The sequence below is a fragment of the Streptomyces sp. NPDC005263 genome (genome assembly GCF_042872365.1).
GTDB lineage: Bacteria > Actinomycetota > Actinomycetes > Streptomycetales > Streptomycetaceae > Streptomyces.
Map to the genome: position 1 here is coordinate 292514 of NZ_JBIAKJ010000007.1, position 26704 is coordinate 319217.

Below are 26704 nucleotides of genomic sequence, written 5' to 3' on the forward strand. Positions count from 1 at the left end.
TCCGGGTGCCCTTCACTGAGGTCGGCAAGTAAACCGCAACCTCACGGGGGCACCAGTGAACCGCAGGAAGAGCATCCTCACCGCCGGCCTGGCCACCACGGTCTCGGCCCTGGCCCTGACCGTCGGCGCCGTGGCCGTCCCGGCCCAGGCCGCCCCGGCCGGAGCCCAGGGAACCGTCGACTGTGACGGCTGGGTGCACAACAACAACCCGGACCACGGCATCGCCGGCTGCGAGAACAACACCGACCACACCATCACCTTCCGCGCCGAGGTCGTCTGCGGCTGGGCCCCCGACGTCTCCGGCCAGTGGGTGACGCTGGCGCCGGGCCAGTACGGCGAGTCCTCCGGCGTCTGCGCGATCTACAGCACGGGCGTCGGCGGCGTGGGCTGGACCATCCGGTAACGGCGGGTCATCCGGCGAGTTGAGCCCGGTGGGCCTCGGTCCACCGGGCTCGACCCGGCGTCGCCCTCCGGGGGAGGCGGACCGGCTTCTCCCGCCGTGGCAACCGCCGCAGCGGCCGTAACAGCTAGGGATAAAAGCCGCATACGGGCATATCCTTGGAACGTGCATCAACGTCTGCCGACCAGAAGAAGGTGAGTGTGATGCGCGTACTGCTCAAGGCATGCATGGACACGGAGAGGGCGAACGAGGCCATCCGCAACGGCTCCCTGGGGAAACTGATCCAGGAGTCGATGGAACAGATCAAGCCCGAAGCGGCCTACTTCACCACCGACAACGGCGAACGCACCGCGTACATCGTCTTCGACATGCAGGACAGCTCCCAGATGCCGGTGCTCAGCGAACCGTTCTTCCTCAATCTGGGCGCCAAGATCACCTATACCCCGGTGATGGACATGGAGGGCGTGCAGACGGGCCTCGCCCAGCTGGGGCGCTGATCCTCAGCTGAAGATGATCATCGACCCCTGGGCCAGGCTCCGGGTCGCCGCCGCGTGCAGTCCGAGCCAGACGTGGCGCTCACGGGCGAACGGGCTGGGGTCGTAGGGAGCCGGTACGGCGGGCTCCTCCAACTCCGTCGGGGCGAGGGGAGGTTCAGGGGGCGCCGGCGGGTTGGCGGGGTCGATGCCGATGCTCTGGGCCACGAGCTCCAGCTCCCGCAACAGGCTCTGCGCGGAGCCCAACGGGCCGCCGGACGCGAGGAGTTCGTCGTTGGCGAGGGGGTGCGGGAAGTCGACGGGGACGTACGCGCCCGCGTGGTCGTAGTGCCAGACCAGGTGCGACTGCTTGGCTGTCGCCTCGAACATCTCCAGCAACTGCTCGTAGTCGCCGCCCAGTTCGTCCACCGGGGTCACCGGCAGTCCGCAGACCTGGAGCAGGTAGGCGCGGCGCAGGAAGTGCAGGGCGTCGTAGTCGAACCCGGCCACCGGGGCGACGTCGCCGGACAGGCCCGGCATGTACTGGTACACCGGCACCGGCGGCAACCCGGCCTCGGCGAGCACCTTGTTGTATTGCGCGAGTTCCTCGGCGAACGGGTTGTCCGGGGTGTGGCACAACACGTCGACAAGGGGCACCAGCCACAGGTCACAGGCCAAAAGACAGCTCCTCTGCTACTCGCGTCGCGTACCCGCGTCGGTTACGCGCGGCGAACGGTGGTGGTCGCACGGTGGTCAAGGCAGGGTAGTCGGTGCGGCCACCGGTCGGCTCCCCGCGTACGGTTCCCGAGCGGCGCGCCGCTCGGCTCGTGCACGTTCCCTACCCGGCCCCGTCCGGCTCACCCAGGGGCGGCGCGGGTCGGCGGATTCCCGCCTGCGCGGCAGCCCGGCCGTCGGCCCGGGGCTCGCCTCGGGGCGAGCCCTACCCGCCCCTCAGCCCGGCCCCAACCGGCCACCCAGCCCTGCCCCACCCCGCCCCTCAGTCCTGCGCCAACCCCTCCACCAGCCCCAGCGAGTGCGCGTTGTACGCCGCCACCATCGTCCGGGCGGTCTTGGTGTCCTGTTCGGCGAGGGCGGTGATCACCTCGGTGTGGCCGGACCACAGCCGGCCGCGCAGATCGGTCACCCGGCGCAGGTGCTGCACGGTGCACACCCAGGTCTGCACGCGCAGCCGGTGCAGGAAGTCGGCGAGATAGGGGTTGCCGAAGAGGACACTCAGCTCCCGCCAGAAGCGCAGGTCGTAGCCGATCAGGATGGTGAGGTCACCGGCGTCGGCGGCGCGCCGTGCCTCCTCGCCCCGTCGCCGCAGGCCCGAGACGGCGGCCGCGGCGCGCGGGTCGCCGAGCTCCCGGTACCCCTGGTGACCGTCGAGGGCCTGGAACATCCCGTCGGTGACCAGGCTGCGGGCCTCGATCATCCCGCGGAAGTCCTCGACCGTGTACTCGTGCACCCGGAAGCCCCGGTGCTGGTCGGCGTCGAGAAGCCCCTGCGCGGAGAGGTCGACCAGCGCCTCACGGACCGGGGTCGCGGAGACGCCGTACTGCTCGGCGATCTCCTTCACCGTGAACACCTGCCCCGCCTGCAGTCTCCCGGCCAGCACCTCGTCGCGAAGCGCGTCGGCGATCTGCCGCCGCAGGGTGCTGCGGGTCACGGTGCCGTTGCCGCTGCTGGCGGGCATGGTCAGGGCGTCTCCCTCGTCGCGTGGCGGTGACGTGCTCGTACATCTCTACGAGCACGCCACCTTACGCGTTCGAGACGCCCGGATACTTGGTAGTTACACCCCGGCCGTCGGCAGCCGCCGCGTCACCCCGTGGTGTACTCGTCCGCCACCGACAGCGCGGCGTCCAGTACCGCCAGCCCCTCCTTCAACTCCGCCTCACTCACGTTGCACGGCGGCACCACATGGGTCCGGTTCATGTTGATGAACGGCCACAGCCCCTGCTTCTTCGCGGCGGCCCCGAACGCGGCCATGGCGGCGTTCGCCTCGCCCGCCGCGTTGTACGGAACGAGCGGCTCACGCGTCTCCCGGTCGCGCACCAGCTCCACGGCCCAGAACATGCCGACGCCCCGCACCTCGCCCACCGACGGATGCCGCCCGGCCAGCTCCCGCAGCGCGGGCCCGACGACGTCCGTCCCGAGCCGGGCCGCGTTCTCGACGACCCCCTCCTCGGCCATGACGTTGATCGTCGCGACGGCCGCCGCGCACGCCAGCGGATGCCCCGAGTACGTCAGCCCGCCCGGATAGGGCCGCCTGGCGAAGGTCTCCGCGATCGCCCCGGAGATGGCCACTCCGCCCAGCGGCACATAGCCGGAGTTCACGCCCTTGGCGAAGGTCATCAGGTCCGGTACGACGTCGAACAGGTCGGCGGCGAACCACTCACCGGTCCGCCCGAACCCGGCCATGACCTCGTCCAGGATGAAGACGATCCCGTACTTGTCGCAGATCTCCCGGACACCGGCGAGGTAACCCGGCGGCGGGATCATGATCCCGGCGGTCCCCGGGATCGTCTCCAGGATGATCGCGGCGACCGTTCCCGGCCCCTCGAAGGCGATCGTCGTCTCCAGGTGCTCGAGCGCCCGCGCGCACTCCTGCTCCTCGGTCTCGGCGTAGAAGCGGGAGCGGTACAGGTAGGGCGCCCAGAAGTGCACGACCCCGTCCGCGGCGCTGTCCGACGCCCAGCGGCGCGGGTCGCCGGTGAGGTTCACGGCCTGCTGGGTGCCGCCGTGGTACGAGCGGTACGTCGACAGCACCTTCCTGCGGCCCGTGTGCAGCCGGGCCATGCGCACGGCGTGCTCTACGGCTTCCGCTCCGGCGTTGGTGAAGAAGATCTTGTCCAGGTCCCCGGGCGTCCGCTCGGCGATCAGCCGCGCCGCCTCCGACCGCGCCTCGATCGCGAACGCGGGCGCGAACGTGGTCATGCTCGCGGCCTGCTCCTGGATCGCGGCGACGACCTTCGGGTGCTGGTAGCCGATGTTCGTGTAGACGAGCCCGCTGGAGAAGTCCAGGTAGCGCTTGCCGTCGTAGTCCCAGAAGTACGACCCCTCCGCACCGGCGACGGCGAGCGGGTCGATGAGTTCCTGCGCGGACCAGGAGTGGAACACATGGGCACGGTCCGCGGCCTTCACGCCGGCGCCGGCCTCGGGATTTGGCTGTGGGGTCATGGGCCCGAGGGTAGATGTCCGCGGACCGGAAGCGGTATGGGCGTCCTGTCTGCGGTACGGGGCGATCCACGACAGGTTGTCGAAGACCGGAATCGTCGGACGGGGCCCCGGTACGGGCGCTGGAACGGCTGTCCACAGCGCTCGAACAGGTGGGCCCGCCTGTTACGGAACCGTAGACAAAGCCCAGCTCATCGCGGGGGTGGGCCGCACTATCCTCGATCTGTTGCTCACGTGCGGGGCGGGGGAAGGCGACGCGACGATGGAGAATCTGGGGTCCGGGGATCCGCAACTGATCGGTGCGTACCGGCTGTTGGCGCGCCTCGGTGCCGGTGGGATGGGGCAGGTGTATCTGGCCAGGTCCGACCGTGGCCGGACGGTCGCCGTCAAACTCGTACGGGAGGAACTGGCCGCGCAGGACGAGTTCCGGGCGCGGTTCCGGCAGGAGGTGCAGGCCGCGCGGCAGGTCGGCGGGTACTGGACGGCGCCCGTGCTGGACGCGGACACCGAGGCCGCGGTGCCCTGGGTCGCCACGGGGTACGTCGCCGGGCCCAGCCTCCAGCAGATCGTCGGCCACGACCACGGCGCCCTGCCCGAACGCACGGTCCGTATCCTCGCCGCCGGGCTCGCCCACGCGCTGGGGGACATCCACGCGGCGGGGATCGTCCACCGCGACCTCAAGCCGTCCAACGTGCTGATCACGATCGACGGGCCGCGGGTCATCGACTTCGGTATCGCGCGGGCCCTGGAGACGGTCACCGACGGCGGGCTCACCCGCACCGGCGCCCTCGTCGGCTCGCCCGGCTTCATGGCCCCGGAGCAGGTGCGGGGCGACCGGATCACCCCGGCCTGCGACGTGTTCTGCCTGGGCTCGGTCCTCGCGTACGCCGCCACCGGCAAACTCCCCTTCGGTACGGCCAACAGCGGGGTCCACGCCCTGATGTTCCGCATCGCCCAGGAGGACCCCGACCTGACGGGCGTCCCCGAGGGCATCGCCGACCTCGTCCGCGACTGTCTGCGCAAGGACCCGGGGGCGCGCCCGACACTGCACCAGGTCCTGGACCGCACCGGCGCGGAGGACACGGTCGTGGGCGGCCGGTCGAGGGATCCGTGGCTGCCGAGCGCCCTCGTCGCCCAACTGGGACGGCACGCGGTGCGGTTGCTGGACACGGAGGACCCGGAGGGGGCGGGGGGTGGCGCCGGGGCCGGTGCAGCCGCGGGCCCCGGGCAGGGTGCGGCCGTGGACGCCGAGGTGCCTCCCGAGCACGGCGCCGCCGCCGACTCCTCTCCGGCCGCGACCCCGAACCAGCCCCCGACCCCCAACCAGCCCCAGGCCCAGCCCGAGACCCCGGCCTCCACTCCCGCCCCCGACGCTCCGCCCGGTCCGCCGGTGCCGGGGCAGCGCGTGGACCACCTGCCCACCGTCCTCGCGGGCCAGAACGGACAGACGCCCCCGCCCGGAAGCGCGCCCGCCCACCCCGCCTACGGCTACCCGCAACCCCACCCGCAGCCCTCGGCGTACGGCCATCCGCAGCAGCCCGGCGCCCCCGCGGCCTGGACGGCGGGCCCCGGCACGCCACCGCCGTACCACCAGAACGGCGGCCTCGGCCAGACCCCGCCCTACGGCCCGCCCACCGCGCCCACTCCGCCCTACGGCCCCGCCGCCCCCCAGGACCCCCGGAGCACCTCCCGCTCCACCGCCGTGCTCGTCCTCGTCGCCCTGGTCGTCGCGCTGGCGGCCGGCGGCTCGGTGTACGCGCTGATGAACGGCGGCGACGACGACCGGGCAGGCGGCACGCCCACCCCCTCGACGACGGCCCCCACCACCCCGGGAGGCCAGGTCACCACCGGACAGTCGCCCCCGGCCTCCTCGCAGCCCACCACCCCCGCACCGCCGTCGGACGGCACCGTCCCGGCCGACTACCTCGGCACCTGGGACGCGACGATCGACAGCGCCGACGGCCCGCACACCCGAGAACTCACCCTCCAGCAGGGCGAGAAGGGCGACCCGGTGCTCTCCCTCGTCGCCGACGGTCCCACCGCGAACGGCAGCTACCACTGCGTGTTCCAGGCCGACCTGGCCGAAGCGCCCAGCGCGGGCGGCCCGTTGCGGATCGGTCCCTCCACGGTCACGACCGGCGAGCCGCGCTCCTCCTGTTCGCCGGGCGCGGCGAGCGAGATCAGCCTGCTGCCGGACGGCAGGCTGCAACGCACCAACGCCGGCACGGACAAGAAACTGACCTACACCCGCCGTTGACCCGGGCGCCGTCCCGACGCCGTCGTTGAACGTCCGGCGAACTTCCGCCGACCACACCGCGATTCGCGCGCGCACGGTCGTACGGTGACCCCACATTTCTTCTCCGGGGAGTAGCGGGGGCACCCACGGTGGAATTTCTGAGCGCAGAGAACATCGTCGCCGTGGGTACCGCGCTGCTCGGTATCGCCGCGTCCGGGGTGATGGTCTGGTACGAACGCCGGGTGCCGCGCCGCAAGCGGATCGGCTACCGCGTCCAGATGGACAACCCGATCGGCGACGACGTCCGCAGCGGCCGGGCCAATGTCCGCATGGGCGTGTTCGACGAGGCGCCGGGCATGTCGGACGCGACCCTCGTGCTGCTCCGCATCGAGAACGACGGTTCGCAGGGCATCGACCGCGACGACTACACGAGCCCCGAAGTCCACGGTCTCACCGTCGTGTTCACCGACCGGACCATCCGTGGCGTCTCCGTCACCCAGCCGTCCGACACCGATCACCTGATGGACCACTTCACCCCCACGAGAGGCTTCGGCTACGACGGCAACACGCTGCGCGTCCCGCGCGTCCCGCTCAACCGGGGCGACCACTTCAAGCTGCTCGTGATGCTCGCCGGCGGCGACGTCGGCAGCGAGATCCGGCTCAGTGGCGGCATCCGGGAGGGCGAGGTCCACCCCAACCGCAGCGCCACGCCCGACGAGAAGCCGCCCCTGTTCAGCCGGGCGGCCCGCCTGATCACCATCATGCTGACGGCCAGCGTCCTGACCCTCGCCACGATCGTCGTCACCCGTGACGACACCCGTCCCCCGATCGGCTGCGCGACCGGCTCGCTGACCCTCACCGGCTCGACGGCGTTCGCGCCCGTCCTTTCGGAGGTGGCGAAGAAGTACGAGCGGGACTGCGAGGGCGCGACCATCGAGGTGGATCCGCACGGGTCGACGGCGGGCGTACGGGAGTTGGCGGCGGCCGGCACCAAGCCGGGCGCGAAGGGATCCCCACCGATCGTGGCCCTGTCGGACGGCCCCAAGCCGAGCGGTCTGCCGGAGCTGCGCGAGACCCGGGTGGCGGTGTCGGTGTTCGCGCTGGTGGTCAACGACGACGTACGACTGACGAACCTGTCGACGCGGGACGTACGACGCCTCTACCGGGGCGAGATCAGGAACTGGCGGCAGCTGGGCGGCCCCGACCTGCCCGTGCACCTGGTCAGCCGGGACGCCAACTCGGGCACGAGACAGGTGTTCCAACGTCGGGTACTGGGGCGGGGCGAGATCGCGAACTCATCCGTCGACTGCGTCCACAAGGACGACGTCACGGCGACCGCCATCCGCTGTGAACTCGACTCCACCGATCAGGTCCTGACAACGGTCGCCGGCCTCCCCGGCGCGATCGGCTACAGCGAGCTCAACGCGGCCACCCGATCCAAGGGCCTGCACCTGCTCCGCCTCGACGGCCACACCCCTTCCGTGGACGCCATCGAGCACGGCACCAACCCCTACCCGTACCGCGAGATCGAGTACGCCTACACCTACGGCCGCCCCCCGGCCGACTCCCTGGCCTCCAGTTTCCTGACCTACCTCGCCCGCGGAAACGGCCAGGACGTGATCCGCGTCCACGGCCACATCCCGTGCGCGACCCCGGAGGGCCTGCGCATCTGCGCGGAGGACTAGGCGCAGGCGGTCCTGTACGACCTCCCCCTGTATGACTCCCCCCGCACCTCTCACCTAGGCTCCGGCGGCCGCTGGCGGGGCATGTTCGGCCGGGCGCCAGCCCCCGGCGGTGAGGTGAACCGCCCCGATCCCGGCGCCCCCGCTTCGTGTCGCTGCCCCGCGGTCCCCACCGGCCGGGTCCCGAACTGGGCCGCTCCCGTCCGGAACTCCACCATCCAGTCCGCTGTCTCCGCCCGCACCAGCTCCGTCACGTCCTCCGAGAACCGCCGCAGCACCCCCAGGCACCGCTCCGCCGCCTCGCTCGCCGTCCCGTCCGCCGGGCCCAGAACCTCCCGCACGCTCTCCGAGGCCCAGTCGAACTGCAGCGCTTGAAGCCGTCGCTGCACGGCCTGAGCCGTGGCCACGTCCCTCATCCACCCGGACGTCACCCCGAAGAACCGGTCCCCGACCACGCAGGCCACCCCCAGCAGCAGCGCCAGATACCCCCAGGGCGCCACCCCGCCCACCGCGCCCGTCAGGTCCAGCAGCGGCAACGCCGCCCCCGCCACCGTGCCGCCCGCCGCGCCCACCCGCAGCATCCGCGCGCCCCGCCGTTTCCACACCCGGTCCGCGAGATACCACGACGCCGTCTCCATCGCCCCGCGCTCGACCCACCGGTACAGCTCGTCCAGCCGTACGGCGGGCTCGCCCCAGTCGCCGTGCGGAAACGCCCGCCCCGTCAGATCGCCCGCCCGAAGCTCCCCCTCACCCCGACCGTCCTGAGGGGGACCCTCGGGCTGCATCTCCGGCTGACCCACCCGGCACTCCCTACCTGATCCCGGCCGATCACGCTACGTGACGGCTGATGCTGATGTGCCGCACCCTTACTACCGCTCAAGGGTGGCGAAGAGCCGGGTTTCGTCTCTTTTCCGCCCGGAAGGGGTCCTTGGCCAGGTATAGGACTCACGGTCGACTCACTCGAAAGAGTGCTGGGGCGGCGGCCGGACAGACCACGTAGGCTCGTGCTGAACGGGAAAACCCGTACCGACCAAGGAGAGCTGATCGTGATCCCCGGTGGTGGCCAGCCCAACATGCAGCAGTTGCTGCAGCAGGCCCAGAAGATGCAGCAGGACCTGGCGAACGCCCAGGAGGAACTGGCGCGGACCGAGGTCGAGGGCCAGGCCGGCGGCGGGCTGGTGAAGGCGACGGTCACCGGCGCCGGCGAGCTGCGCGCGCTGAAGATCGACCCCAAGGCGGTGGACCCTGACGACACCGAGACCCTCGCCGACCTCGTCGTGGCGGCCGTCCAGGCGGCCAACGAGAACGCGCAGGCGCTCCAGCAGCAGAAGCTCGGCCCGCTGGCCCAGGGCCTCGGCGGCGGCAGCGGTATCCCGGGCCTGCCGTTCTGATTCCCGGCCCGTCTTTCTAAGACGGGCATCGGCCAACTACCGTACGGACAGAAGGACCCTCAACAAGCAGGGAAGGAAGGGCACTCCGTTGTACGAAGGCGTGGTCCAGGACCTCATCGACGAGTTGGGGCGGTTGCCCGGCGTCGGTCCCAAGAGCGCGCAGCGGATCGCCTTCCACATCCTGCAGGCGGAACCGACGGACGTACGGCGCCTCGCGCAGTGCCTGATGGAGGTCAAGGCGAAGGTCCGCTTCTGCGCGACCTGCGGCAACGTCGCGCAGGAGGAGCTGTGCAACATCTGCCGCGACACCCGCCGCGACCTCTCGGTGATCTGCGTGGTGGAGGAACCGAAGGACGTCGTCGCGATCGAGCGCACGCGTGAGTTCCGGGGCAAGTACCACGTCCTGGGCGGCGCGATCAGCCCGATCGAGGGTGTCGGCCCCGACGACCTCCGCGTCAGGGAGCTCCTGGCCCGTCTGGCGGACGGCACGGTCACGGAACTGATCCTGGCCACCGACCCGAATCTCGAAGGCGAGGCGACGGCCACGTACCTCGCCCGCATGATCAAGCCCATGGGCCTCAAGGTCACCCGCCTGGCCAGCGGCCTCCCGGTGGGCGGCGACCTGGAATACGCGGACGAGGTGACCCTCGGCCGCGCCTTCGAGGGGAGACGACTCCTAGATGTCTGACGCCACGCTGCACGCGACCAGCCAGAACCCCGACGACTTCGCGGTCCAGATCGCGGACCAGGTGGGGAGCTTCCTGGTGGCCGTCACGGAGGTCGCGAAGGGCGACGAGCCGGATTCGGCGGTACCCTTCCTCCTCCTGGAGGTCTCCCAGCTCCTCCTGGCCGGCGGACGCCTGGGCGCCCACGAGGACATCGTCCCCGACGAGCGCTACGAGCCCGACCTGGGCCCGGAGCCGGACGTGGACGACCTCCGCGAGAACCTCGCCCGCCTCCTGGAGCCGATCGACGTCTACTCCGAGGTCTTCGACCCCTACGAGCCCCGCAAGGCACCGGTCCCGGCCCGGATCTCCGACGACCTCACGGACGTCATCACCGACCTCCGCCACGGCATGGCCCACTACCGCGCAGGCCGCACCACGGAGGCCATGTGGTGGTGGCAGTTCTCCTACTTCTCCAACTGGGGCTCCACCGCGTCGGCGGCCCTGCGCGCACTCCAGTCGGTCGTCGCCCACGTCCGCCTGAACCAGCCCCTGGCGGAACTCGACGGCCTCGACACGGACCAGTCCATGGGTGACGAGACCCTGGAGTTCGAGGCGGGTCGCGTGATGGCGGAGGAGATCGGGACGCCGCTGGGAGTGCGGCCGGTCAAGTAGCGGTCCTCGGGAACCGGCCCACCTGCCCCAGCAGGGCGAACAGCTCCGTCGGTGACTGTGTGACGCCGTTGCCGCCGGCGTTCGCCACCTGGTCCCGGCGGGCCATAGCCCCGGTGCCTCCGTAGATGAACACCGGTGTCGTGCTGCCCGTCTCGCGGATCCTCTCGATCAGCCTGAGGCCGGCGTCGGGGTCGAACCCGGCGGGTTCGGAGCGGCCCATGTCAGAGATCACCACGTCGAAGGGCTGCTGCGCTCCCTGCAGGGCCCGCAGGCCTTCGTCCGTGGACTCGGCCTGGACGACCTGTACACCCATCGCCTGCAACTGCCCTGCTTCGTAGGCGTTGTTGGAGGGCGCGTCGTCGACCCACAGGACCCTGTGGATCACGCCCTGCGGCTGAGGCTGTTGCCCGGCCTGCCCCTGACCGGCCTGTGCCGCGAGCTGCTGTTGGAGTTCCGCGGTGGTTTCCACGACCTTGTCAGTGAACTGCTGCACCGTCAGCTCGTTGTTGCCCACCTTGAGGCTGAAGCTCCGCTTCTCCAGGATGTGCCGAATCTCCGGAAACAGCTTCCACACCACCCACGCGGCCAAGACCGGCCAGGCGATCCCGGTCAGTGCCCGGATCAGTTGCGTTGCGTCGTTCACCGCAGTCCCCCCGCTCCCTCTGGTCCTCCCAGCCCTCCCGGCCCCCTCGGCGCCGGTCCCTCCAGGTCCGGTCCTTCCGGTCCCCCCGCCACCCTCATGCCGAGGTTCAGCGGGACCCGGGCGACGGCCGACAGCCCGGTGGTGTCCGCGCGCAGCAGTCTCCGCATCCGGGCCGGGCCGAAGCGTCGTACGGCCATCGCCATCGTGCCGGTCACGTCCAGGTCCGCCACGTCGATGGGGGCCGCTGCGTTGAACCAGGTCCGGGTGTTGGCCATGGCGAGGTCCACCGTCCTGGCGTAGGCGCGGGACATCTCGGTGAGCGTGAGCGCGTAGGCGGTCGACTCGTCCTCGGGGGAGAGCATGCTCAGCGCCAGGCCCCAGAACGTCCGGACCGGCATGGCCATCGACCCCATGGGAACGACGCCCTCCCGGTGCGGCGAGCGGGCCGCGAAGGACCTGAGCTCCGCCGCGTCAGCTGTGCCGGGCGTGGTCAGCGCGGCGCAGGCCAACAGCAGGTAGGTCTGCTGCTGGACGTGGTCGAGGAACTGATCCGGCCGGGGCTCGTCCGACTCGGGCCCGCGTTCGGCGTACCGTGGTCCGCCGGTGCGCAGAAGCCGGTCCATCCAGGCCTCGCGCCGCCGGTCACCAACCCTGTCCGGTGCCAGTGAGGCTTCGAGGTACGCGCCGTACGCGAGCCCGACGCGGGTGAACAGCCCGGCGGCGCGGAGCAACACGGCCCGGGCGTCGTTCACATCGCCCTCGAGCAACAACCGCCACTGGCCCGCGAGCCGGTAGGCCGACGCGGCCTCCATGAGGGCGGCCGTGGGGTCGTCGGCGGCTTCCGCGCCCCGTAGCACTGATGTCGCGTAGGACTCGTGGAAGTCGGCCGCGGTCCTCACCTGGTCCTCGTCGAGTTGCAACGGGTTGTGCGGAGGGGAGGTCATCTCAGATCATCTCCCTGACGTTGCTCAGTGCTTCGGGTGCCACGAAACCGGAGTTGCGGTAGACCCATGCCCGCCGGATCGTCTTGGCCTCGCGGTCCCATTCCCATCGCTCGCACTGGCTGATCTGATTCGCAGGCAGGAGGATCTTCGCCGCCACCTCGCCCTCGGTCTGATACGGCGAATACCTGCGGTAGGTGTTCAGGTCCCGGATCTCCTCGGCGACCCCCTGCACGGCCACCGCTGAACGGGGCGCCAGGACCACCCAGCAGACGTAGAGGTAGGCGACCGGCACCTTGCCGAACTGCGTACCGAACCACAGGGCGGTGTGCCGGGCGGTGTGAACGAAGTTGGTCTTCGCGACCGTGTCCCGCTCGACGGTCCCGCACGACAGGGAGATGAACGGGGTCTCCTCGCAGAAGGGGAGTCCCGTGGCCGGGTCGATGGACTCGAAATGGTTGACGTGCAGATTCAGGTTCTGCGCGGTGAGTTTCGACGCGACCATGTTTCCTGGCAGCGGATTGTTCCGCTGCCACCAGCGGCAGGTGATCCCAAGCTCGCTGTCGATCAGTCGCCTGGCGACCTCGTCACTGGGAAGGGACATCCCTTTGACACACCACTGGACGATCATGCCGGCCCCCCGATGCCACATCCGTGCTGACTTTTCAGGGTAGGGCAACTTTCAGCCCTGGCCAGAGAGTTGGCTGCCTCGATCATGCGTTCCCGGTCCAGCACCCCTCAAGGCCCGGGGACTTGGGACCTGCCCCGTCCGTCCGGCATGCTCCTCGTAGGTGGTCTCAGGAGATCTGGACCGCGGCCCCCGAGACCCCGATCCCGCTGCCCGGCTCGCGCGGAACCGTCACCGTGATGGTGCTGGGGCGTCCCATGTCCACTCCCTGATGGATCGTCACCGTCGTCGGCAGCGGCACGAGGTCGAGTTCGCGCAGGTAACCGCCGAGCGCGGCGGCCGCGGCGCCGGTGGCCGGGTCCTCGACGACACCGCCGGGAGGGAACGGGTTGCGGGCGTGGAACACGGTCGGTGACTCCCGCCAGACCAGGTCGACGGTGGTCCAGTCCTCGCGGCTCATGAGCGCGGACAGCGCGGTCATGTCGTAGGCCAGGTCGGCCAGCCGGGCCCGGCTGTTGGCCGCGATCACCGGGTGCCAGGCGCCGCCGTAGGCCACCCGGGGCGGCAGCGCGGGGTCGAGGTCGTCGGGGGACCAGCGCAGGGCCGCCAGCAACTCGGCCAGGGGCGCGTCGGCGAGGGGGACCGAGCGGGGCTCCACGCTCACCAGGGTGGCGGTCATGGAGCCGTCCTCGGCCGCGGCGGTGGAGACGGTGACCTCGCCCGCCTTCGTCCGCAGCCGCAGCGACCCGGCACCGTGACGCTGGGCGTGCGCGACCGCGGTCGCGATGGTCGCGTGGCCGCAGAACGACACCTCGGCGAGCGGGCTGAAGTAGCGGATGTCCAGGGATCCGTCGTCGCCCGGAACGAGGAACGCCGTCTCGGAGTACCCCACCTCCGCCGCGGTCTTGAGCATCGTGGCGTCGTCGATTCCGGTGGCGTCGAGCACCACACCCGCCGGGTTGCCGCCCGCGGGGTCGGTGGTGAAGGCCACGTAGCGCAATACGTCCATCGACAGACCGTATCCGAACAGGCGCGCTAGTGAGGGGAATTGGCGTCACCCGCGGCGGAAGCCGCTCGTCGCGTGGTCAAGCGGCCAGGCACCGAACCTTGGATGTGTCTTGTCTCGGCCCTGTACGTCGGCTGCATGGGCGCTAACCAGCGGAAAGCGAGTCTGGAGTCACTCCACACCGCAGCGAACGCGGAGGGAGCAGGACCCGCCTCGAACCGCAGGAGACAGCGATGACCCGTCGTTCCATGACCAAGCGCGCAGCCATCGTCACCGCCACCGCCCTGGTCGCCGTCGGCACCGTCACCGCCGGTGTCAGCCTGGCGGGCTCGAAGGCTCCGGCGAAGCCCACCACGAAGCAGGTCGCCTCGCTGTTCGACGGCTGGAACGCCGCCCTGCAGACCCGGGACCCGCAGAAGGTGGCCGACCTGTACGCGAAGGACGCGGTCCTGCTGCCCACCGTCTCCAACAAGGTCAGAACGGACCGCGCCGGAATCGTCGACTACTTCGAGCACTTCCTGCGGAACAAGCCGGTCGGCAAGAAGATCCAGACGGTCGTCAAGGTCATCGACAGGGACTCCGCGATCGACACCGGTGTCTACGAGTTCACGCTCACCGACCACGACACCGGTGAGAAGCGCCTGGTCAAGGCCCGCTACACGTACGCCTACGAGAAGGTCGACGGCCAGTGGAAGATCATCAACCACCACTCCTCGGCGATGCCGGAGGGCTGACCCTCAGCCGGCGCTCAGCCGACGCTCCTGGGCGCCGCCCGCAGGCGGATCTCCACGCACAGCCCGCCGCCGGGAGCGTCCCGGAGCGTCACGGTCCCGCCGTCGTCGGTCAGCAACTGCTTGACGACGGCGAGGCCGAGCCCGGAGCCGGACCGGCCGGTCAGTCCCTGGCCGCGCCAGAACCGGTCGAAGGCGCGGGACTTCTCGGCGTCCGACATGCCGGGGCCCTCGTCGAGCACCGACAGCACCACCTCGTCACCTAGTGACTGAGCCCGCACCGTGATCGTGCCGCCGTCCGGCGACACCTCCAGAGCGTTCGAAAGCACGTTGTCCAGCACCTGCTCCAGAGCGCCGGGGCTGGCCAACACCAGCGGCCGGTCGTCGATACTCCCCCTGAGCGCGACGGTGACTCCGCGCTCGTCGGCGGCCGGCCTCCACACCGTCAGACGCTCGTCCACGATGTCCAGCAGGGGCAGCGGTTCCGCCGCGGTCACCTTCGCCTCGGCCCGTGCCAGCACCAGCAGGCCGCTGACCAGCCGGCTCATCCGGACCACCTCGGCGGTCGCCTGCTCCACGTCCTCCCGTACGAACTCGTCGTCCACGCCGTCCGCGATGTTGTCCAGCGACAGGCGCAACGCCGTGAGAGGGGTGCGGAGCTGGTGGGAGGCGTCCGCCACGAAGATCCGCTGCGAGGCGACCAACGTGTCCAGGCGTTCCGCGCCCTGGTTGAGGGTGCGTGCCAGCGTCTGCGTCTCCGGCGGGCCGGTCACGGGGGAGCGCGCGGTCAGGTCACCGTCGCTGAACTTGCTCGCCATGTCGTTGAGTTCACGCAGCGGCCGGGTGATCCGGCCGGCGGCGAACGCGCCGATCGCGGCCGCCGCCGCCAGCACCAGCACGGCCAGCGCCGCCCGGAAGCCCCAGATCTGCCAGAGCCGGGACGTCATGTCCCCGGTCGCGTACTCGATCCGGACCGCGCCCACGGCTCGGCCCCGGCCCGACGCCCCCTCGGGCGCCGGCTCGTGCGCGGGGACGGTGACCACCAGGTGCTCGCCCCAGATGAAGTCGGAGCCCCAGTCGGTCGTGGAGTCGTCGTCCCGCACGGCCCGGGTCAGGGCCTCGTCCGCCGCGGGCCTCGGCAGGTTCGGGGCGCAGCTGCCGGTGGCGGTCACCTGGACCGTGCCGGGTGTCTCACGGTCGTACGCCGTGGCCACCTTCTCCAGGGCGTCGCACGAGGTCCGGTCGCCGTTGCCCAGCAGCAGCGCCATGGTGGCGGCCTCGCGCTCGACGGACACCCCGGTGTCGTCACGCAGCTGCTTGGTGAGGGTGAAGGCGACCGGGACCGTGAACAGGAAGATGGCGACCGCGACGAGCAGGATGTAGCTGCGGATGAGCTGGCTGTTCACGAGATCCCGCCGGCCTCACCGCCGCCGGTGACGATCTCCAGCCGGAAGCCCACCCCGCGGACCGCCTCCATCGTGATCGCGCCCGCCAGCTTCCGCCGCAGTGCCGCCACATGCACGTCCAGCGTCTTCGTCGGGCCGAACCAGTTCGCGTCCCAGACGGCTTCCATGATCTGCTCGCGCGACATCAGCGCGCCCGGCTCCTCGGTGAGGAAGGCCAGCAGGTCGTACTCCTTGGGCGTCAGCGCCACCTCGTCGCCGTCCAGCCGGACCCGGGCCGCCTTGCGGTCGACCGTCAGCCGGGAGCCGTACCGGTCGGGCCCGGGCGCGCCACCGCCCGCGGAGGGCTCCGTGCGGAGCTGCGTGCGGCGCATCACGGCCCGTATCCGCGCGATGACCTCCCGGACCCCGAACGGCTTGGACACGTAGTCGTCGGCGCCGAGCTCCAGCCCCACCACCCGGTCCGTCTCGTCGCTGCGCGCACTGATCACGATGATCGGCACATCGCCGCGCTCCCGCAGCGCCCTGCAGACGTCGAGGCCGTCGGTGTCGGGCAGGCCGAGATCGAGGAGTACGACGTCGTAGGGGGCCGGGTGGGCCAGCGCGGCCGCGCCCGTGGCGACCCAGTCGACCTCGAACCCGTAGCGGGTCAGGCCGCGGCGCAGGGACTGGGCGACTGGCTCGTCGTCTTCCACCAGAAGTACGTGCACAGGCCGAACCCTAGTGCTTGAAACTTAATTCACCATCTCCCCCTGTGACACTTGGCACTTTTCCGAAGGCCTCGATGTGGGCATGCGCTGACCTGGGCGTCGAAGTCTCAGCATGCGATACCGCGGAGGCGTTTTTCGGGCGCTCGATAGACTGAGCCGACCGCAGGACATGTGCGTATGTGTGGACTGCGGATACACAGACTGAGTGAGCGAGGAGCGCACGTGGGCCTTGTCGTGCAGAAGTACGGAGGCTCCTCCGTAGCCGATGCCGAGGGCATCAAGCGCGTCGCCAAGCGGATCGTGGAAGCGAAGCGGAACGGCCACCAGGTGGTCGTCGTCGTTTCCGCGATGGGCGACACGACGGACGAGCTGATCGATCTCGCCGAGCAGGTATCTCCGATGCCCAGCGGCCGGGAATTCGACATGCTGCTGACCGCCGGAGAGCGGATCTCCATGGCCCTGCTGGCGATGGCGATCAAGAACCTGGGCCACAGCGCCCAGTCGTTCACCGGCAGCCAGGCGGGCGTGATCACCGACTCGGTCCACAACAAAGCGCGGATCATCGACGTCACGCCCGGCCGGATCCGGACCGCGCTGGACGAGGGCAACATCGCCATCGTCGCCGGTTTCCAGGGCGTCAGCCAGGACAAGAAGGACATCACCACGCTCGGTCGTGGCGGTTCCGACACCACGGCCGTCGCGCTCGCGGCCGCCCTCGACGCCGAGGTGTGTGAGATCTACACCGACGTCGACGGCGTGTTCACCGCGGACCCGCGGGTGGTGAAGAAGGCGAAGAAGATCGACTGGATCTCCTTCGAGGACATGCTGGAGCTCGCCGCCTCCGGGTCGAAGGTGCTGCTTCACCGGTGCGTGGAGTACGCGCGCCGCTACAACATCCCGATCCACGTCCGCTCGTCCTTCAGCGGGCTGCGGGGCACGTGGGTCAGCAGTGAGCCGATCGAGCAAGGGGACAAGAAGGTGGAGAAGGCCATCATCTCCGGTGTCGCGCACGACACCTCCGAGGCCAAGGTCACGGTCGTCGGTGTGCCGGACAAGCCGGGTGAGGCCGCCGCGATCTTCCGTGCGATCTCCGACGCCGAGATCAACATCGACATGATCGTGCAGAACGTGTCCGCCGCGTCCACCGGCCTGACGGACATCTCCTTCACGCTGCCGAAGACCGAGGGCCGCAAGGCCATCGACGCGCTGGAGCGGAACAAGGGCGGCATCGGCTTCGACTCGCTGCGCTACGACGACCAGATCGGCAAGATCTCCCTCGTCGGCGCCGGCATGAAGACCAACCCGGGCGTCACGGCCGCCTTCTTCGAGGCGCTGTCCGACGCGGGGGTGAACATCGAGCTGATCTCGACCTCCGAGATCCGTATCTCGGTGGTCACCCGTGCCGACGACGTGACCGAGGCCGTGCGCGCGGTCCACTCCGCCTTCGGGCTCGACTCCGACAGCGACGAGGCCGTCGTCTACGGAGGCACCGGGCGATGACCGCAGGACCGACGCTCGCGGTCGTGGGAGCGACCGGAGCCGTCGGCTCGGTCATGCTCCAGATCCTTTCGCAGCACGCGGACATCTGGGGCGAGATCCGACTCATCGCCTCCCCGCGCTCGGCCGGCCGCAAGCTGGCCGTGCGCGGTGAGCAGGTCGAGGTGGTGGCGCTCACCGAGGACGCCCTCGACGGGGTCGACGTCGCCATGTTCGACGTCCCCGACGAGGTCGCCGCCCGGTGGGCGCCGATCGCCGCCGCCAAGGGCGCGGTGGTGGTGGACAACTCGGGCGCCTTCCGGATGGACCGGGAGGTGCCCCTGGTGGTGCCCGAGGTCAATCCGCACGCGGTCCGCGTCAGGCCGCGGGGCATCATCGCGAACCCCAACTGCACGACCCTCTCCATGATCGTGGCCCTGGGCGCGCTGCACGCCGAGTTCGGGCTGCGCGAGCTGGTCGTCTCCTCCTACCAGGCGGTGAGCGGGGCGGGCCGGGCCGGGGTGGAGACCCTGCGCCAGCAGTTGTCCCTGGTCGCCGGCACGGAACTGGGGACCAGCCCCGGAGACGTGCGGCGGGCGGTCGGCGACAACACCGGACCGTTCCCGGAGCCGGTCGCGCTGAACGTCGTACCGTGGGCAGGCTCGCTGCGTGAGGACGGCTGGTCCTCCGAGGAGATGAAGGTGCGCGACGAGTCGCGCAAGATCCTCTCCCTGCCGAAGCTTCCGGTCGCGGTGACGTGCGTGCGGGTGCCGGTCGTCACCACCCACTCGCTGACCGTCCACGCCCGCTTCGAGGGCGAGGTCACCGTCGGCAAGGCGCGCGAGATCCTCGCCACGGCCCCCGGGGTGGTCCTCTTCGACGATCCGGCCGCGGGGGAGTTCCCCACGCCCGCCGATGTCGTGGGCACGGACCCCACGTGGGTGGGCCGGGTGCGCAGGGCACTGGACGACCCCACCGCGCTGGAACTCTTCGTGTGCGGGGACAACCTGCGCAAAGGCGCGGCCCTCAACGCCGTGCAGATCGCGGAGCTGGTCGCGGCCGAGTTCGGCTGAGTCCGGTCCGGTCCGATCTGGCCAGTCCGTCCCGTCCTGGACCGACTGGTCCCTCCCGACCCGACTGCCCCTTCCTAGCTGATCTGTCCTGATGGAAGCGCCTTCACGAACCCTTGGTGTTACGAGCGACACGTGGCGCTGCACGGCATTACTGCCGGAAAAGTCGTGGCTGAAACCGCATTCATTTGTAGGATCTGTGGATGACATGTGGTGCGGGATAATGGTCCGGACCACTTGAACCGAGCCTGCTCGGCGTCCGAAGATTTGACTCCCCGCCCTCCGCAACCGCGCGGAGGGCGGGGAGCGTCTTTGCGGACGCCCTTCGGCGGGCGCGGGGACGTTTTTCGGAGCGTGGGGACGCTCCGGTCATTCAGGACACAGGGGAAGAGCGGGTAGGGCATGAGCGCGTTTGACGCACGGTCAGTTGTGCTGCCTGACAGAAGACGGTCGGTCTCGTACAACCCTGATGGGGTGAAGCGTGTCCAACAGGCGTGGCAGAGGTTCTCGAATTCATCGCGGTCCCGCGCGGCCCGGCTCTCCGGCCGCCCCGTGCGGCCCTACGACCCCGCATGGCCGGCACGTCCGGTGGCCTGCCGGTGATCGCGCCCATGCCCGCAGCGCGACCCACCCGCATACCGAACCAGCGTGACGGAGCCGAGTACGTCGAGGACACGGTGGCGGCCGGAACCACCGTCGACCACCTCACCGAGACCTACCGCGCGCACTACCGCTCGCTGCTGGGCCTCGCGGCGCTCCTCCTCGACGACACCGCTTCCTGCGAGGACGTCGTCCAGGAGGCGTTCATCCGCGTCCACTCCGCACGCAAACGCGTCCGTGACCCGGAGAAGACGCTCGCGTACCTGCGGCAGACGGTCGTCAACCTCTCCCGCTCCGCCCTGCGCCGCCGAATACTCGGCCTGAAGCTGCTCTCCAAGCCGATGCCGGACATGGCGAGCGCCGAGGAGGGGGCCTACGACCTGCTGGAACGCGACTCGCTGATCAACGCGATGAAGGGTCTGCAGCGTCGCCAGCGCGAGGTCCTGGTGCTGCGCTACTTCGCGGACATGACCGAGGCGCAGGTCGCCGAGACGCTCGGGATATCGCTGGGCTCCGTGAAGGCGTACGGTTCACGCGGTATCGCGGCCCTGCGGGTCGCCATGGAGACCCCGGCATGAGCCGCGAGCACGACGGGCGGCGTCATCTGCACGTCACCCACGAGCACGAGCCGTACGAGTGGCACGAGCCAACAGACCCGACGGGCACCGAAGAGCCGAACCAATCGCACGCTGGGAACGGAACTGTGAACCACGGCCCCGACGACCAGAGCTCCATGGGGCTCGACTCGGAAGAGCTGGTCCTGCGCAGGTTGCTGCACCAGGCGGTCCAGGAGGTCGAGCCGCGCGACGGCACGCTGGACCACCTGCGTAAGGCGGTGCCCGCCCGACGGGCCCGCAAGCGGCAGGCCCTCGTCGGCATGGCGGCCGCCGCGCTCTTCGTCGGCACCGCCATCCCGGCCCTGTGGCACGTGTCAAACTCCCACGGCCTCAGCGCCGACCCCTCCATCGCCGGACACGGCTCGATGGCGCAGGGCGGGGCCGGTCAGGGCAAGGGTCCGGAAGGCGGAGAGACCAGCTCCGGCGGGACCACGGGCAAGACCGAGGACAAGGGCAAGGCCCCGGAGAAGGAACACGGCAAGGGCAAGGCCACCGGCAGCGCCACCGGATCGACCACCGGCGCGGGCGCCCCGCCCACCAGTCCGGCCGGCGTCTCGGCGTGCACGGCCACCGAGATCGGCTCGCCCACCCAGACGGTCAACGCCCCCGACTCCGTCGGCGCGGTCTACGGCACCTTCCGCTTCACCAACGTCTCCGGCACCGCCTGTACGGTCAGCGGGCCGGGTTCGGTGACTCCGTCGCCGCAGGGCGCCGCGGACGCCACCAAGATCAACACGGTCCGGCATGTCGCCGGGGACGCGGCGGCCGCGCTGCCCGACCCGTCCCTGGAGGTCACCTCGATGCTGCTCCAGCCGGGTTCCTCGTACCAGGTGCAGTTCGCCTGGGTGCCCTCCGAGACCTGCCCCACGACCGGCGGCGACAATGCCGGCGGCGAGACGGGCAGCCCGTCACCCGACCCGTCGCCCACGAGCGAGGGCCCCACCACGGACGGCGGCAGCACCACGAGTGGCGACACCGGCACCTCGCCCCAGCTGGCCGCGGACGGCACCACGGCCGACGGCAGCGTGACCGTCACCAACACGGCAGAGGGTGGCGCACCGTCGGTCTCGGCGGTCGTGTCCAACGCGTGCGCCGGGACGGTGTACTGGACGGGCGTACTGGCCGGGTCGTAGGGCCTGCCCGACCCGGGGCTCAGGGCTTAGGGCTCAGGGCTTGGGGATTGAGGTTGGGGCTTGGGCGACGTCGTCGCTCGCGGGCCCATGAGGAGGCCTCATGGGGAGGCCCATGAGGCGGCCTCCTCAGACGGCCACCCGCTCCTGGTCACCATCGGGCTCCGGCACCAGGCCCAGTTCCGCGTCCCGCAGGAACTCCACCTCGCGCCGCAGCAGCCGGAACCACATGAACACCACGAACCCGGCGAAGACGAACCACTCCCCGGTGTACCCCAGGTTCTGGAACGCCTTCAGATCCAGCCCGGTGTCGGCGGGCGCCGCCGCCGGCACGGCCGTCATCCCGGAGTCCGCGCGGGTCAGCGTGACCCACGCGTCGTAGACGTCGTACGGCACCAGGTTCACCAGCGACGCCGCGCTGATCGCCGCGGTCTGTCCCGCCGGGAGGCCTCCCTGCGCGCTGACCCCGTTGTCCCCGGGCGTCTCGGACGCCTGCAACGCCCCGGTGACGGTGACCTCACCGCGCGGCGCGGCGGGCACCTTCGCCGGGTCGGGGGAGCCCGGCAGCCATCCCCGGACGACGGGCAGGGCCTTGCCCCCGTCGACGCGCAGCAAGGTCAGCACGTAGTAGCCGTCGCGGTCGTCCAGCTCGCGGCCAGGGATGAGCAGCTGCTTGCCGTACCGTCCAGTCGCGGTGACCTGTCGGCCGGAGGTCGCCTTGTCCACCGGCAGCATCTCGGACAGCGGACGGGCAGCCTCCCGCGCGCTGGTCGCGGCCTGTGTCTCGGCGCTGCGCTGGTCCTGCATCCGGCCCTCGAAGCGGCTCAGCTGCCACGACCCCATGAAGACGCAGAAGGGGATGGCGAGCAGCACGAAAACGTTGATCCCCCACCAACGGGGCGTCAGCAGAAACCGGTACACACCCTCCACGGTACGGGGCTCCCGCACCGGCCCGGGCCGCGGGGTGGCCTGCCGGGCCCACCCGCCGACCGGGAGAGCAGGGGCTCCGGACGGGGCCCGGCCGAAGTTATCCACAGGCTGGGGGTCTGGCCTGCGCGTTGTCGGTCGGGGCGGGCACTATGGGGTCATGACTGAGAGCAACGGGTCCGCCCCGCCCGAGCGGAACGACGAGATGTCCGACCTGCCGGACATGCCGGACTGGGAGAAGCGCTTCCGGGCGCCAAGGGTGTCGCTGCCCGACTGGGCTGAGGACGCGCCGGACCGCTCCCTGTTCGTGTCGAACGCGACGGGGACCTACGAGTTGTACGCCTGGGACCGTTCGACGGGCGAGCAACGCCAGGTGACCGACCGGCCGAACGGCACGACGGACGGCGTGCTCTCCCCGGACGGCCGGTGGGTGTGGTGGTTCGACGACAAGGACGGCGACGAGTTCGGAGTCTGGCGCCGCCAGCCCTTCGAGGGCGGGCCCGACGACCTCGCCACGCCGGGCCTGGAGGCGTCGTACCCGGCGGGTCTGGCCCTCGCCCGGGACGGCCGCACCGCGGTCGTGGGCCGCTCCACCGACGAGGACGGCACGACGATCCATGTCGCCCGCGTCGGCGAGGAACCGGTGCAGATCTACCGCCACCGCGAGTCGGCGGGCGTCGGCGACCTCTCCCACGACGGCTCGCTGATCGCCGTCGAGCACACCGAGCACGGCGACGCGATGCACTCGGCGCTGCGCGTCCTGCGCCCCGACGGCACACCGGTCGCCGACCTCGACGACACCCGGGGCGGCACGGAGGAACTCGGCCTTGAGGTCCTCGGCTTCGCCCCGGTGGACGGCGACACCCGGCTGTTGATCGGCCACCAGCGCCGGGGCCGCTGGGAGCCCCTGGTGTGGGACGTGGCGACCGGCGAGGAGACCGACCTCGCCCTGGACCTGCCCGGTGACGTCGGCGCCGAGTGGTACCCGGACGGCACCGGCCTGCTGATCGCGCACAGCTTCGAGGCCCGCAGCGAGCTCTTCCGCTACGACCTGGCGACCCGGGAGCAGGTCAGGATCCCGACCCCGCCGGGCACCGTCTCCGGAGCGACGGCCCGCCCGGACGGCAGCGTGGAGTACCTGTGGTCCTCGGCCGCCGAACCGCCGACCGTCCGCTCGACGACGGGCCGGTCCGTCCTCGACCCGCCCGGAATGAAGTCCCCGGGATCCGTCGCCGTGGAGGACGTGTGGGTGGAGGGCCCCGGCGGCCGCATCCACGCTCTGGTCCAGAAACCGGCGGGCAGCACCGGCCCGCTGCCCACGGTCTTCGACATTCACGGCGGCCCCACCTGGCACGACAGCGACGCCTTCGCGGCCGCCCCGGCGGCCTGGGTCGACCACGGGTACGCGGTGATCCGGGTCAACTACCGCGGCTCCACGGGCTACGGCCGCGCCTGGACCGACGCCCTGAAGCACCGGGTCGGCCTGATCGAGCTGGAGGACATCGCGGCGGTCCGGGAATGGGCGATCACCTCGGGCCTGGCCGACCCCGCCCGCCTCGTCCTCACCGGCGGCTCCTGGGGCGGCTACCTCACCCTCCTCGGCCTCGGCGTCCAGCCCGACGCGTGGACGCTGGGCATCGCGGCGGTCCCGGTCGCCGACTACGTCACGGCGTACCACGACGAGATGGAAGCCCTGAAGGCCATGGACCGCACCCTGCTCGGCGGCACCCCGGAAGAGGTCCCGGAGCGCTTCGAGGCATCCTCACCCCTGACCTACGTCGACCAGGTCAAGGCCCCCGTCTACATCTCGGCCGGCGTCAACGACCCGCGCTGCCCCATCCGCCAGATCGACAACTACGTCAAGCGGCTGGAGAGCAGGGGAGCGGTGCACGAGGTGTACCGCTACGACGCGGGACACGGTTCCCTGGTGGTGGACGAGCGCATCAAGCAGGTGCGGCTGGAACTGGACTTCGCGGCCCGGCACCTGGCGGGCTAGGCCTGCCCGACAGGCCTCCTCGAGGGAGCCGGGCGGCGGGTGGGCGCGGGACTTTCGAAACACCCCCTACGTGCCCGCCCGCTCCCGGCTATGCCGTCCCAGCAACTCCGCCAGCCCTCGGCGAGTGGCGGCGAGGACCACCCGGTCCGTGCCGCGCAGGACATAGGTGTCCGGGAGGTCCCACACCAGCCCCGAGCCCCCCGACGGCCGTACGTCGTCATAGGCCTCCTCCGCGGCCGGCTCCTCCCGCCGGCCGTCCAGGGGCCCCGTGTCCAGCGCCAGCACCCGCCAGGACCCGGCCCGGAACGCCTCCCCGACCGTCCTGCCCTCCAACTGCGGGTGCCCGCCCACCTCCAGCGCCGCGAACAACAGCACCCGCCGCTCGACCGGGATCGCCCCCAGGATCTGCCGCCCCATCATCGCCCCGGCGAACGCGGGCGCCGCCAGGTGCGACACACTCCGGCTGCGCGTGGACGCCGACGGGTGCGCGGCCCGCAGGGTGCGGTACACCGCGGTCGCGAAGTCGTCGTCGTACAGGCGAAGGACGACCCGCAGGTCGGGCCGTACGGATCGGGCGTACAGCACGGCCTCCAGGTTCGTCGTGTCCGCGCTGGTCACCGCGAGCAGCGTCTGCGCGCGATGGATCTTGGCGGATTCCAGGACGCCCTCCTGGGTGACGTCACCGAGGATCACCGGCACCCGCAGCCGGCGTGCCGTCGCCAGTCCGCGCGCGTCGGGATCGGATTCGACGCACACCACGGGGATGTTCAGCTCACGCAGCCGCGTCAGCACCCGCGTGCCGATCTTGCCGAGCCCGAGCAGCACCACATGCCCGCCGAGCCCACGCGGCGGCTTCCGCAACGCGGACGCGCTGCGGAACGTACCCAGCGCTTCGAGCACCGCGGCCAGCAGCACCGGCAGAAGCAGCAACCCGACCAGCCCGGACAGGAGTTGCAGGATCTGCCGTCCGGTCGACGCCCCGATGGCCGGGTCGTCGATGGCGAAGAGATCGAGCAAGGTCAGATAGAACGCGGCCAGCGGATGCATATGGGGTGTGACCAGCCACAACGCCACCGCCAGCGCGATCACGCACCCCACCGAGCCCGCCAGCGACCAGCGCAGTCGCCGAGAGAACAGCGACGCGAACGGCGGCACGATCCCGCGCCCCGCGGGCAGCGCAGGCCCGGAGTACGAGACCTGTTCCAGTACGACGGTCCCGCGCCCCGCGGCGGCCCGTACCGTCGCCGCGTCCGGCAGCAGCCGGGGACCCTGGTCGTCGCCGTTGTCGGAACCGTCCGCGCCCGCCGGGTCGTTGCCGGTCGCGGACAGCAACGCGAGGGTGGCCAGCCCCGGGTCGGCCACCCGGCCGGGCCCCGGCGGCGGCCGTTCCACCGCGCGCAGCAACAGCCCGTCGGTCTGCACGACCTTGCTGGTGCCGACGATCGCGGAGGCGGCCAGCGCGGGTGCGGCCGTGTCGGCGTCGGACATCACGGTCGTGGACGCGTCGAACACCGCGGCCGGTCCCGTCGTACCGCCCGTCGCCAACGCCGCCGCCTGGTCGAGGAGTTCCTCGATGTGCTGGCCGAGCCGCCGGTTGTACAGCCGCAACACCAGCCGCAGCCGCGGGTTGAGACGGCGGGCGGTGAGGGCGGCCCGGATGTTGGTCTCGTCGTCGTCGTACACGAGCGCGAGGGCCGCCGCCCGTTCAACGCCCGCCTCGGCGAGGACCGTCTCGGCCGGCTCGGCGGCCTCCACCACCCGGGCCTCGGGGGCGGGCGGCTCGGCGGCGGCGGTGCCCCCGCCCCGGCCCACGGCCGCGTTCACCACCCGGTCGAGCAGCGCCGACGCGGTACGGGCCCGTCCCACCACCGGGGGCCGTACGCCGCGTTCGGACGGCGGTACGACGAGCGTGACCCGCTCGCCGTACACCCCGCGCAGCTCGGCGGCCAGCCGGTGCGCGAGCCCGTCGTCGCCGCACACCACCATGTGCGTACGCGCGTCATCCGACGGACTCTGATTCGGAACGGTTGCCACAAGGGGCAAGACTGCCTCACCGGGACAGGTGGTTCCAGCAGGTGGTTCAGGCATTTACTGAACGGGCACGGCTCGTCGGCCGTATGAGAGGGG

25 protein-coding genes are annotated in these 26704 nt (G+C 71.1%); 13 read left to right on the forward strand and 12 right to left on the reverse strand.

Annotated features, from left to right (window positions below; genetic code table 11):
• Positions 1-55: 55 nt before the first annotated feature.
• Both ACFYRY_RS29915 and ACFYRY_RS29920 read left to right on the forward strand, forming a co-directional pair.
• The gene (locus tag ACFYRY_RS29915; protein WP_389152300.1) at positions 56-403 is read left to right on the forward strand and encodes a hypothetical protein; all 348 of its coding nucleotides are present in this window, start codon (positions 56-58) and stop codon (positions 401-403) included.
• A 200-nt stretch (positions 404-603) separates the two neighbouring features.
• Positions 604-897: a hypothetical protein gene (locus ACFYRY_RS29920; RefSeq protein ID WP_389152303.1), complete on the forward strand. Its 294-nt coding sequence runs from the start codon at positions 604-606 to the stop codon at positions 895-897.
• A 3-nt stretch (positions 898-900) separates the two neighbouring features.
• Here ACFYRY_RS29920 and ACFYRY_RS29925 read toward each other — a convergent pair whose 3' ends face one another.
• From ACFYRY_RS29925 to ACFYRY_RS29935, 3 genes are all read right to left on the reverse strand, one after another.
• Positions 901-1551, reverse strand: a complete 651-nt coding sequence (locus tag ACFYRY_RS29925) for a hypothetical protein (protein WP_389152306.1) — start codon at positions 1549-1551, stop codon at positions 901-903.
• 319 nt (positions 1552-1870) lie between these two features.
• On the reverse strand, positions 1871-2569 hold the full coding sequence (locus ACFYRY_RS29930) for a GntR family transcriptional regulator (protein WP_389152309.1): 699 nt from the start codon (positions 2567-2569) through the stop codon (positions 1871-1873).
• A 125-nt stretch (positions 2570-2694) separates the two neighbouring features.
• Positions 2695-4053, reverse strand: a complete 1359-nt coding sequence (locus tag ACFYRY_RS29935; RefSeq protein ID WP_389152312.1) for an aspartate aminotransferase family protein — start codon at positions 4051-4053, stop codon at positions 2695-2697.
• A 259-nt stretch (positions 4054-4312) separates the two neighbouring features.
• On the opposite strand from ACFYRY_RS29935, the gene ACFYRY_RS29940 reads away from it, so the two are divergent.
• On the forward strand, positions 4313-6307 hold the full coding sequence (locus tag ACFYRY_RS29940) for a protein kinase (protein ID WP_389152315.1): 1995 nt from the start codon (positions 4313-4315) through the stop codon (positions 6305-6307).
• Positions 6308-6435: 128 nt separating this feature from the next.
• Positions 6436-7971 (forward strand): substrate-binding domain-containing protein, encoded by a 1536-nt coding sequence (locus tag ACFYRY_RS29945; protein WP_389152318.1) that lies wholly within the window; start codon positions 6436-6438, stop codon positions 7969-7971.
• A 50-nt stretch (positions 7972-8021) separates the two neighbouring features.
• Here ACFYRY_RS29945 and ACFYRY_RS29950 read toward each other — a convergent pair whose 3' ends face one another.
• Positions 8022-8768: an SLATT domain-containing protein gene (locus ACFYRY_RS29950; RefSeq protein ID WP_389152321.1), complete on the reverse strand. Its 747-nt coding sequence runs from the start codon at positions 8766-8768 to the stop codon at positions 8022-8024.
• Between the two features lie 246 nt (positions 8769-9014).
• Between ACFYRY_RS29950 and ACFYRY_RS29955 the strand changes: the two genes are divergently transcribed.
• The 3 genes from ACFYRY_RS29955 (at position 9015) to ACFYRY_RS29965 (ending at position 10699) form a co-directional block, all read left to right on the forward strand.
• Entirely contained in the window at positions 9015-9359 is a 345-nt protein-coding gene (locus tag ACFYRY_RS29955) for a YbaB/EbfC family nucleoid-associated protein (protein WP_389152325.1), read from the forward strand.
• 88 nt (positions 9360-9447) lie between these two features.
• Positions 9448-10047, forward strand: coding sequence for a recombination mediator RecR (gene recR, locus ACFYRY_RS29960; protein ID WP_356768087.1), 600 nt, complete (start codon positions 9448-9450; stop codon positions 10045-10047).
• Complete coding sequence (locus ACFYRY_RS29965) at positions 10040-10699, forward strand: DUF5063 domain-containing protein (RefSeq protein ID WP_389152330.1); 660 nt, start codon at positions 10040-10042, stop codon at positions 10697-10699. The genes recR and ACFYRY_RS29965 overlap by 8 nt, the downstream gene beginning before the upstream one ends.
• Here ACFYRY_RS29965 and ACFYRY_RS29970 read toward each other — a convergent pair.
• From ACFYRY_RS29970 to ACFYRY_RS29985, 4 genes are all read right to left on the reverse strand, one after another.
• A complete protein-coding gene (locus tag ACFYRY_RS29970) occupies positions 10692-11342 on the reverse strand; it encodes a response regulator (protein WP_389152333.1) in 651 nt (216 codons plus the stop codon). The genes ACFYRY_RS29965 and ACFYRY_RS29970 overlap by 8 nt on opposite strands.
• Positions 11339-12286, reverse strand: coding sequence for a hypothetical protein (locus tag ACFYRY_RS29975; RefSeq protein WP_389152336.1), 948 nt, complete (start codon positions 12284-12286; stop codon positions 11339-11341). The genes ACFYRY_RS29970 and ACFYRY_RS29975 overlap by 4 nt, the downstream gene beginning before the upstream one ends.
• Before the next feature lies 1 nt (position 12287).
• Complete coding sequence (locus ACFYRY_RS29980; RefSeq protein ID WP_389152338.1) at positions 12288-12887, reverse strand: hypothetical protein; 600 nt, start codon at positions 12885-12887, stop codon at positions 12288-12290.
• Between the two features lie 193 nt (positions 12888-13080).
• Complete coding sequence (locus tag ACFYRY_RS29985) at positions 13081-13920, reverse strand: PhzF family phenazine biosynthesis protein (RefSeq protein ID WP_389152341.1); 840 nt, start codon at positions 13918-13920, stop codon at positions 13081-13083.
• Between the two features lie 230 nt (positions 13921-14150).
• On the opposite strand from ACFYRY_RS29985, the gene ACFYRY_RS29990 reads away from it, so the two are divergent.
• Positions 14151-14651 (forward strand): SgcJ/EcaC family oxidoreductase, encoded by a 501-nt coding sequence (locus tag ACFYRY_RS29990; RefSeq protein WP_389152344.1) that lies wholly within the window; start codon positions 14151-14153, stop codon positions 14649-14651.
• 14 nt (positions 14652-14665) lie between these two features.
• Here ACFYRY_RS29990 and ACFYRY_RS29995 read toward each other — a convergent pair whose 3' ends face one another.
• Together ACFYRY_RS29995 and ACFYRY_RS30000 are read right to left on the reverse strand one after the other, a co-directional pair.
• Complete coding sequence (locus ACFYRY_RS29995) at positions 14666-16054, reverse strand: sensor histidine kinase (RefSeq protein ID WP_389152347.1); 1389 nt, start codon at positions 16052-16054, stop codon at positions 14666-14668.
• Positions 16051-16761 carry a response regulator transcription factor gene (locus ACFYRY_RS30000; protein ID WP_389152350.1) on the reverse strand — a complete coding sequence of 237 codons (711 nt, stop codon included), beginning with the start codon at positions 16759-16761 and terminating at the stop codon, positions 16051-16053. The genes ACFYRY_RS29995 and ACFYRY_RS30000 overlap by 4 nt, the downstream gene beginning before the upstream one ends.
• A gap of 222 nt (positions 16762-16983) precedes the next feature.
• Here ACFYRY_RS30000 and ACFYRY_RS30005 point away from each other — a divergent pair, with 222 nt between their 5' ends.
• From ACFYRY_RS30005 to ACFYRY_RS30020, 4 genes are all read left to right on the forward strand, one after another.
• The gene (locus tag ACFYRY_RS30005) at positions 16984-18261 is read left to right on the forward strand and encodes an aspartate kinase (RefSeq protein WP_389152353.1); all 1278 of its coding nucleotides are present in this window, start codon (positions 16984-16986) and stop codon (positions 18259-18261) included.
• Positions 18258-19310, forward strand: a complete 1053-nt coding sequence (locus tag ACFYRY_RS30010) for an aspartate-semialdehyde dehydrogenase (RefSeq protein ID WP_389152356.1) — start codon at positions 18258-18260, stop codon at positions 19308-19310. Before ACFYRY_RS30005 ends, ACFYRY_RS30010 begins: the two co-directional genes overlap by 4 nt.
• A gap of 491 nt (positions 19311-19801) precedes the next feature.
• On the forward strand, positions 19802-20485 hold the full coding sequence (locus ACFYRY_RS30015; RefSeq protein ID WP_389152359.1) for a SigE family RNA polymerase sigma factor: 684 nt from the start codon (positions 19802-19804) through the stop codon (positions 20483-20485).
• A gap of 125 nt (positions 20486-20610) precedes the next feature.
• Entirely contained in the window at positions 20611-21657 is a 1047-nt protein-coding gene (locus ACFYRY_RS30020) for a hypothetical protein (protein WP_389152973.1), read from the forward strand.
• A gap of 126 nt (positions 21658-21783) precedes the next feature.
• On the opposite strand, the gene ACFYRY_RS30025 is transcribed toward ACFYRY_RS30020, so the two are convergent.
• Positions 21784-22575 carry an SURF1 family protein gene (locus ACFYRY_RS30025; RefSeq protein ID WP_389152362.1) on the reverse strand — a complete coding sequence of 264 codons (792 nt, stop codon included), beginning with the start codon at positions 22573-22575 and terminating at the stop codon, positions 21784-21786.
• A gap of 166 nt (positions 22576-22741) precedes the next feature.
• Between ACFYRY_RS30025 and ACFYRY_RS30030 the strand changes: the two genes are divergently transcribed.
• Positions 22742-24577, forward strand: a complete 1836-nt coding sequence (locus ACFYRY_RS30030; protein WP_389152365.1) for a prolyl oligopeptidase family serine peptidase — start codon at positions 22742-22744, stop codon at positions 24575-24577.
• Between the two features lie 66 nt (positions 24578-24643).
• On the opposite strand, the gene ACFYRY_RS30035 is transcribed toward ACFYRY_RS30030, so the two are convergent.
• On the reverse strand, positions 24644-26563 hold the full coding sequence (locus tag ACFYRY_RS30035; protein ID WP_389152368.1) for an NAD-binding protein: 1920 nt from the start codon (positions 26561-26563) through the stop codon (positions 24644-24646).
• Between the last annotated feature and the right edge of the window lie 141 nt (positions 26564-26704).

What these genes read in the sequence shown, in the direction of transcription:
- ACFYRY_RS30035 (WP_389152368.1), bottom strand. Translation starts at nt 26,563, where the DNA reads ATGGTGGTGTGCGGCGACGACGGGCTCGCGCACCGGCTGGCCGCCGAG.
- ACFYRY_RS30010 (WP_389152356.1), top strand. Translation starts at nt 18,258, where the DNA reads ATGACCGCAGGACCGACGCTCGCGGTCGTGGGAGCGACCGGAGCCGTC.
- ACFYRY_RS29980 (WP_389152338.1), bottom strand. Translation starts at nt 12,887, where the DNA reads ATGTCCCTTCCCAGTGACGAGGTCGCCAGGCGACTGATCGACAGCGAG.
- ACFYRY_RS29965 (WP_389152330.1), top strand. Translation starts at nt 10,040, where the DNA reads ATGTCTGACGCCACGCTGCACGCGACCAGCCAGAACCCCGACGACTTC.
- ACFYRY_RS29940 (WP_389152315.1), top strand. Translation starts at nt 4,313, where the DNA reads ATGGAGAATCTGGGGTCCGGGGATCCGCAACTGATCGGTGCGTACCGG.
- ACFYRY_RS29990 (WP_389152344.1), top strand. Translation starts at nt 14,151, where the DNA reads ATGACCCGTCGTTCCATGACCAAGCGCGCAGCCATCGTCACCGCCACC.
- ACFYRY_RS30030 (WP_389152365.1), top strand. Translation starts at nt 22,742, where the DNA reads ATGACTGAGAGCAACGGGTCCGCCCCGCCCGAGCGGAACGACGAGATG.
- ACFYRY_RS29935 (WP_389152312.1), bottom strand. Translation starts at nt 4,053, where the DNA reads ATGACCCCACAGCCAAATCCCGAGGCCGGCGCCGGCGTGAAGGCCGCG.
- ACFYRY_RS29930 (WP_389152309.1), bottom strand. Translation starts at nt 2,569, where the DNA reads ATGCCCGCCAGCAGCGGCAACGGCACCGTGACCCGCAGCACCCTGCGG.
- ACFYRY_RS29985 (WP_389152341.1), bottom strand. Translation starts at nt 13,920, where the DNA reads ATGGACGTATTGCGCTACGTGGCCTTCACCACCGACCCCGCGGGCGGC.
- ACFYRY_RS29975 (WP_389152336.1), bottom strand. Translation starts at nt 12,286, where the DNA reads ATGACCTCCCCTCCGCACAACCCGTTGCAACTCGACGAGGACCAGGTG.
- ACFYRY_RS29920 (WP_389152303.1), top strand. Translation starts at nt 604, where the DNA reads ATGCGCGTACTGCTCAAGGCATGCATGGACACGGAGAGGGCGAACGAG.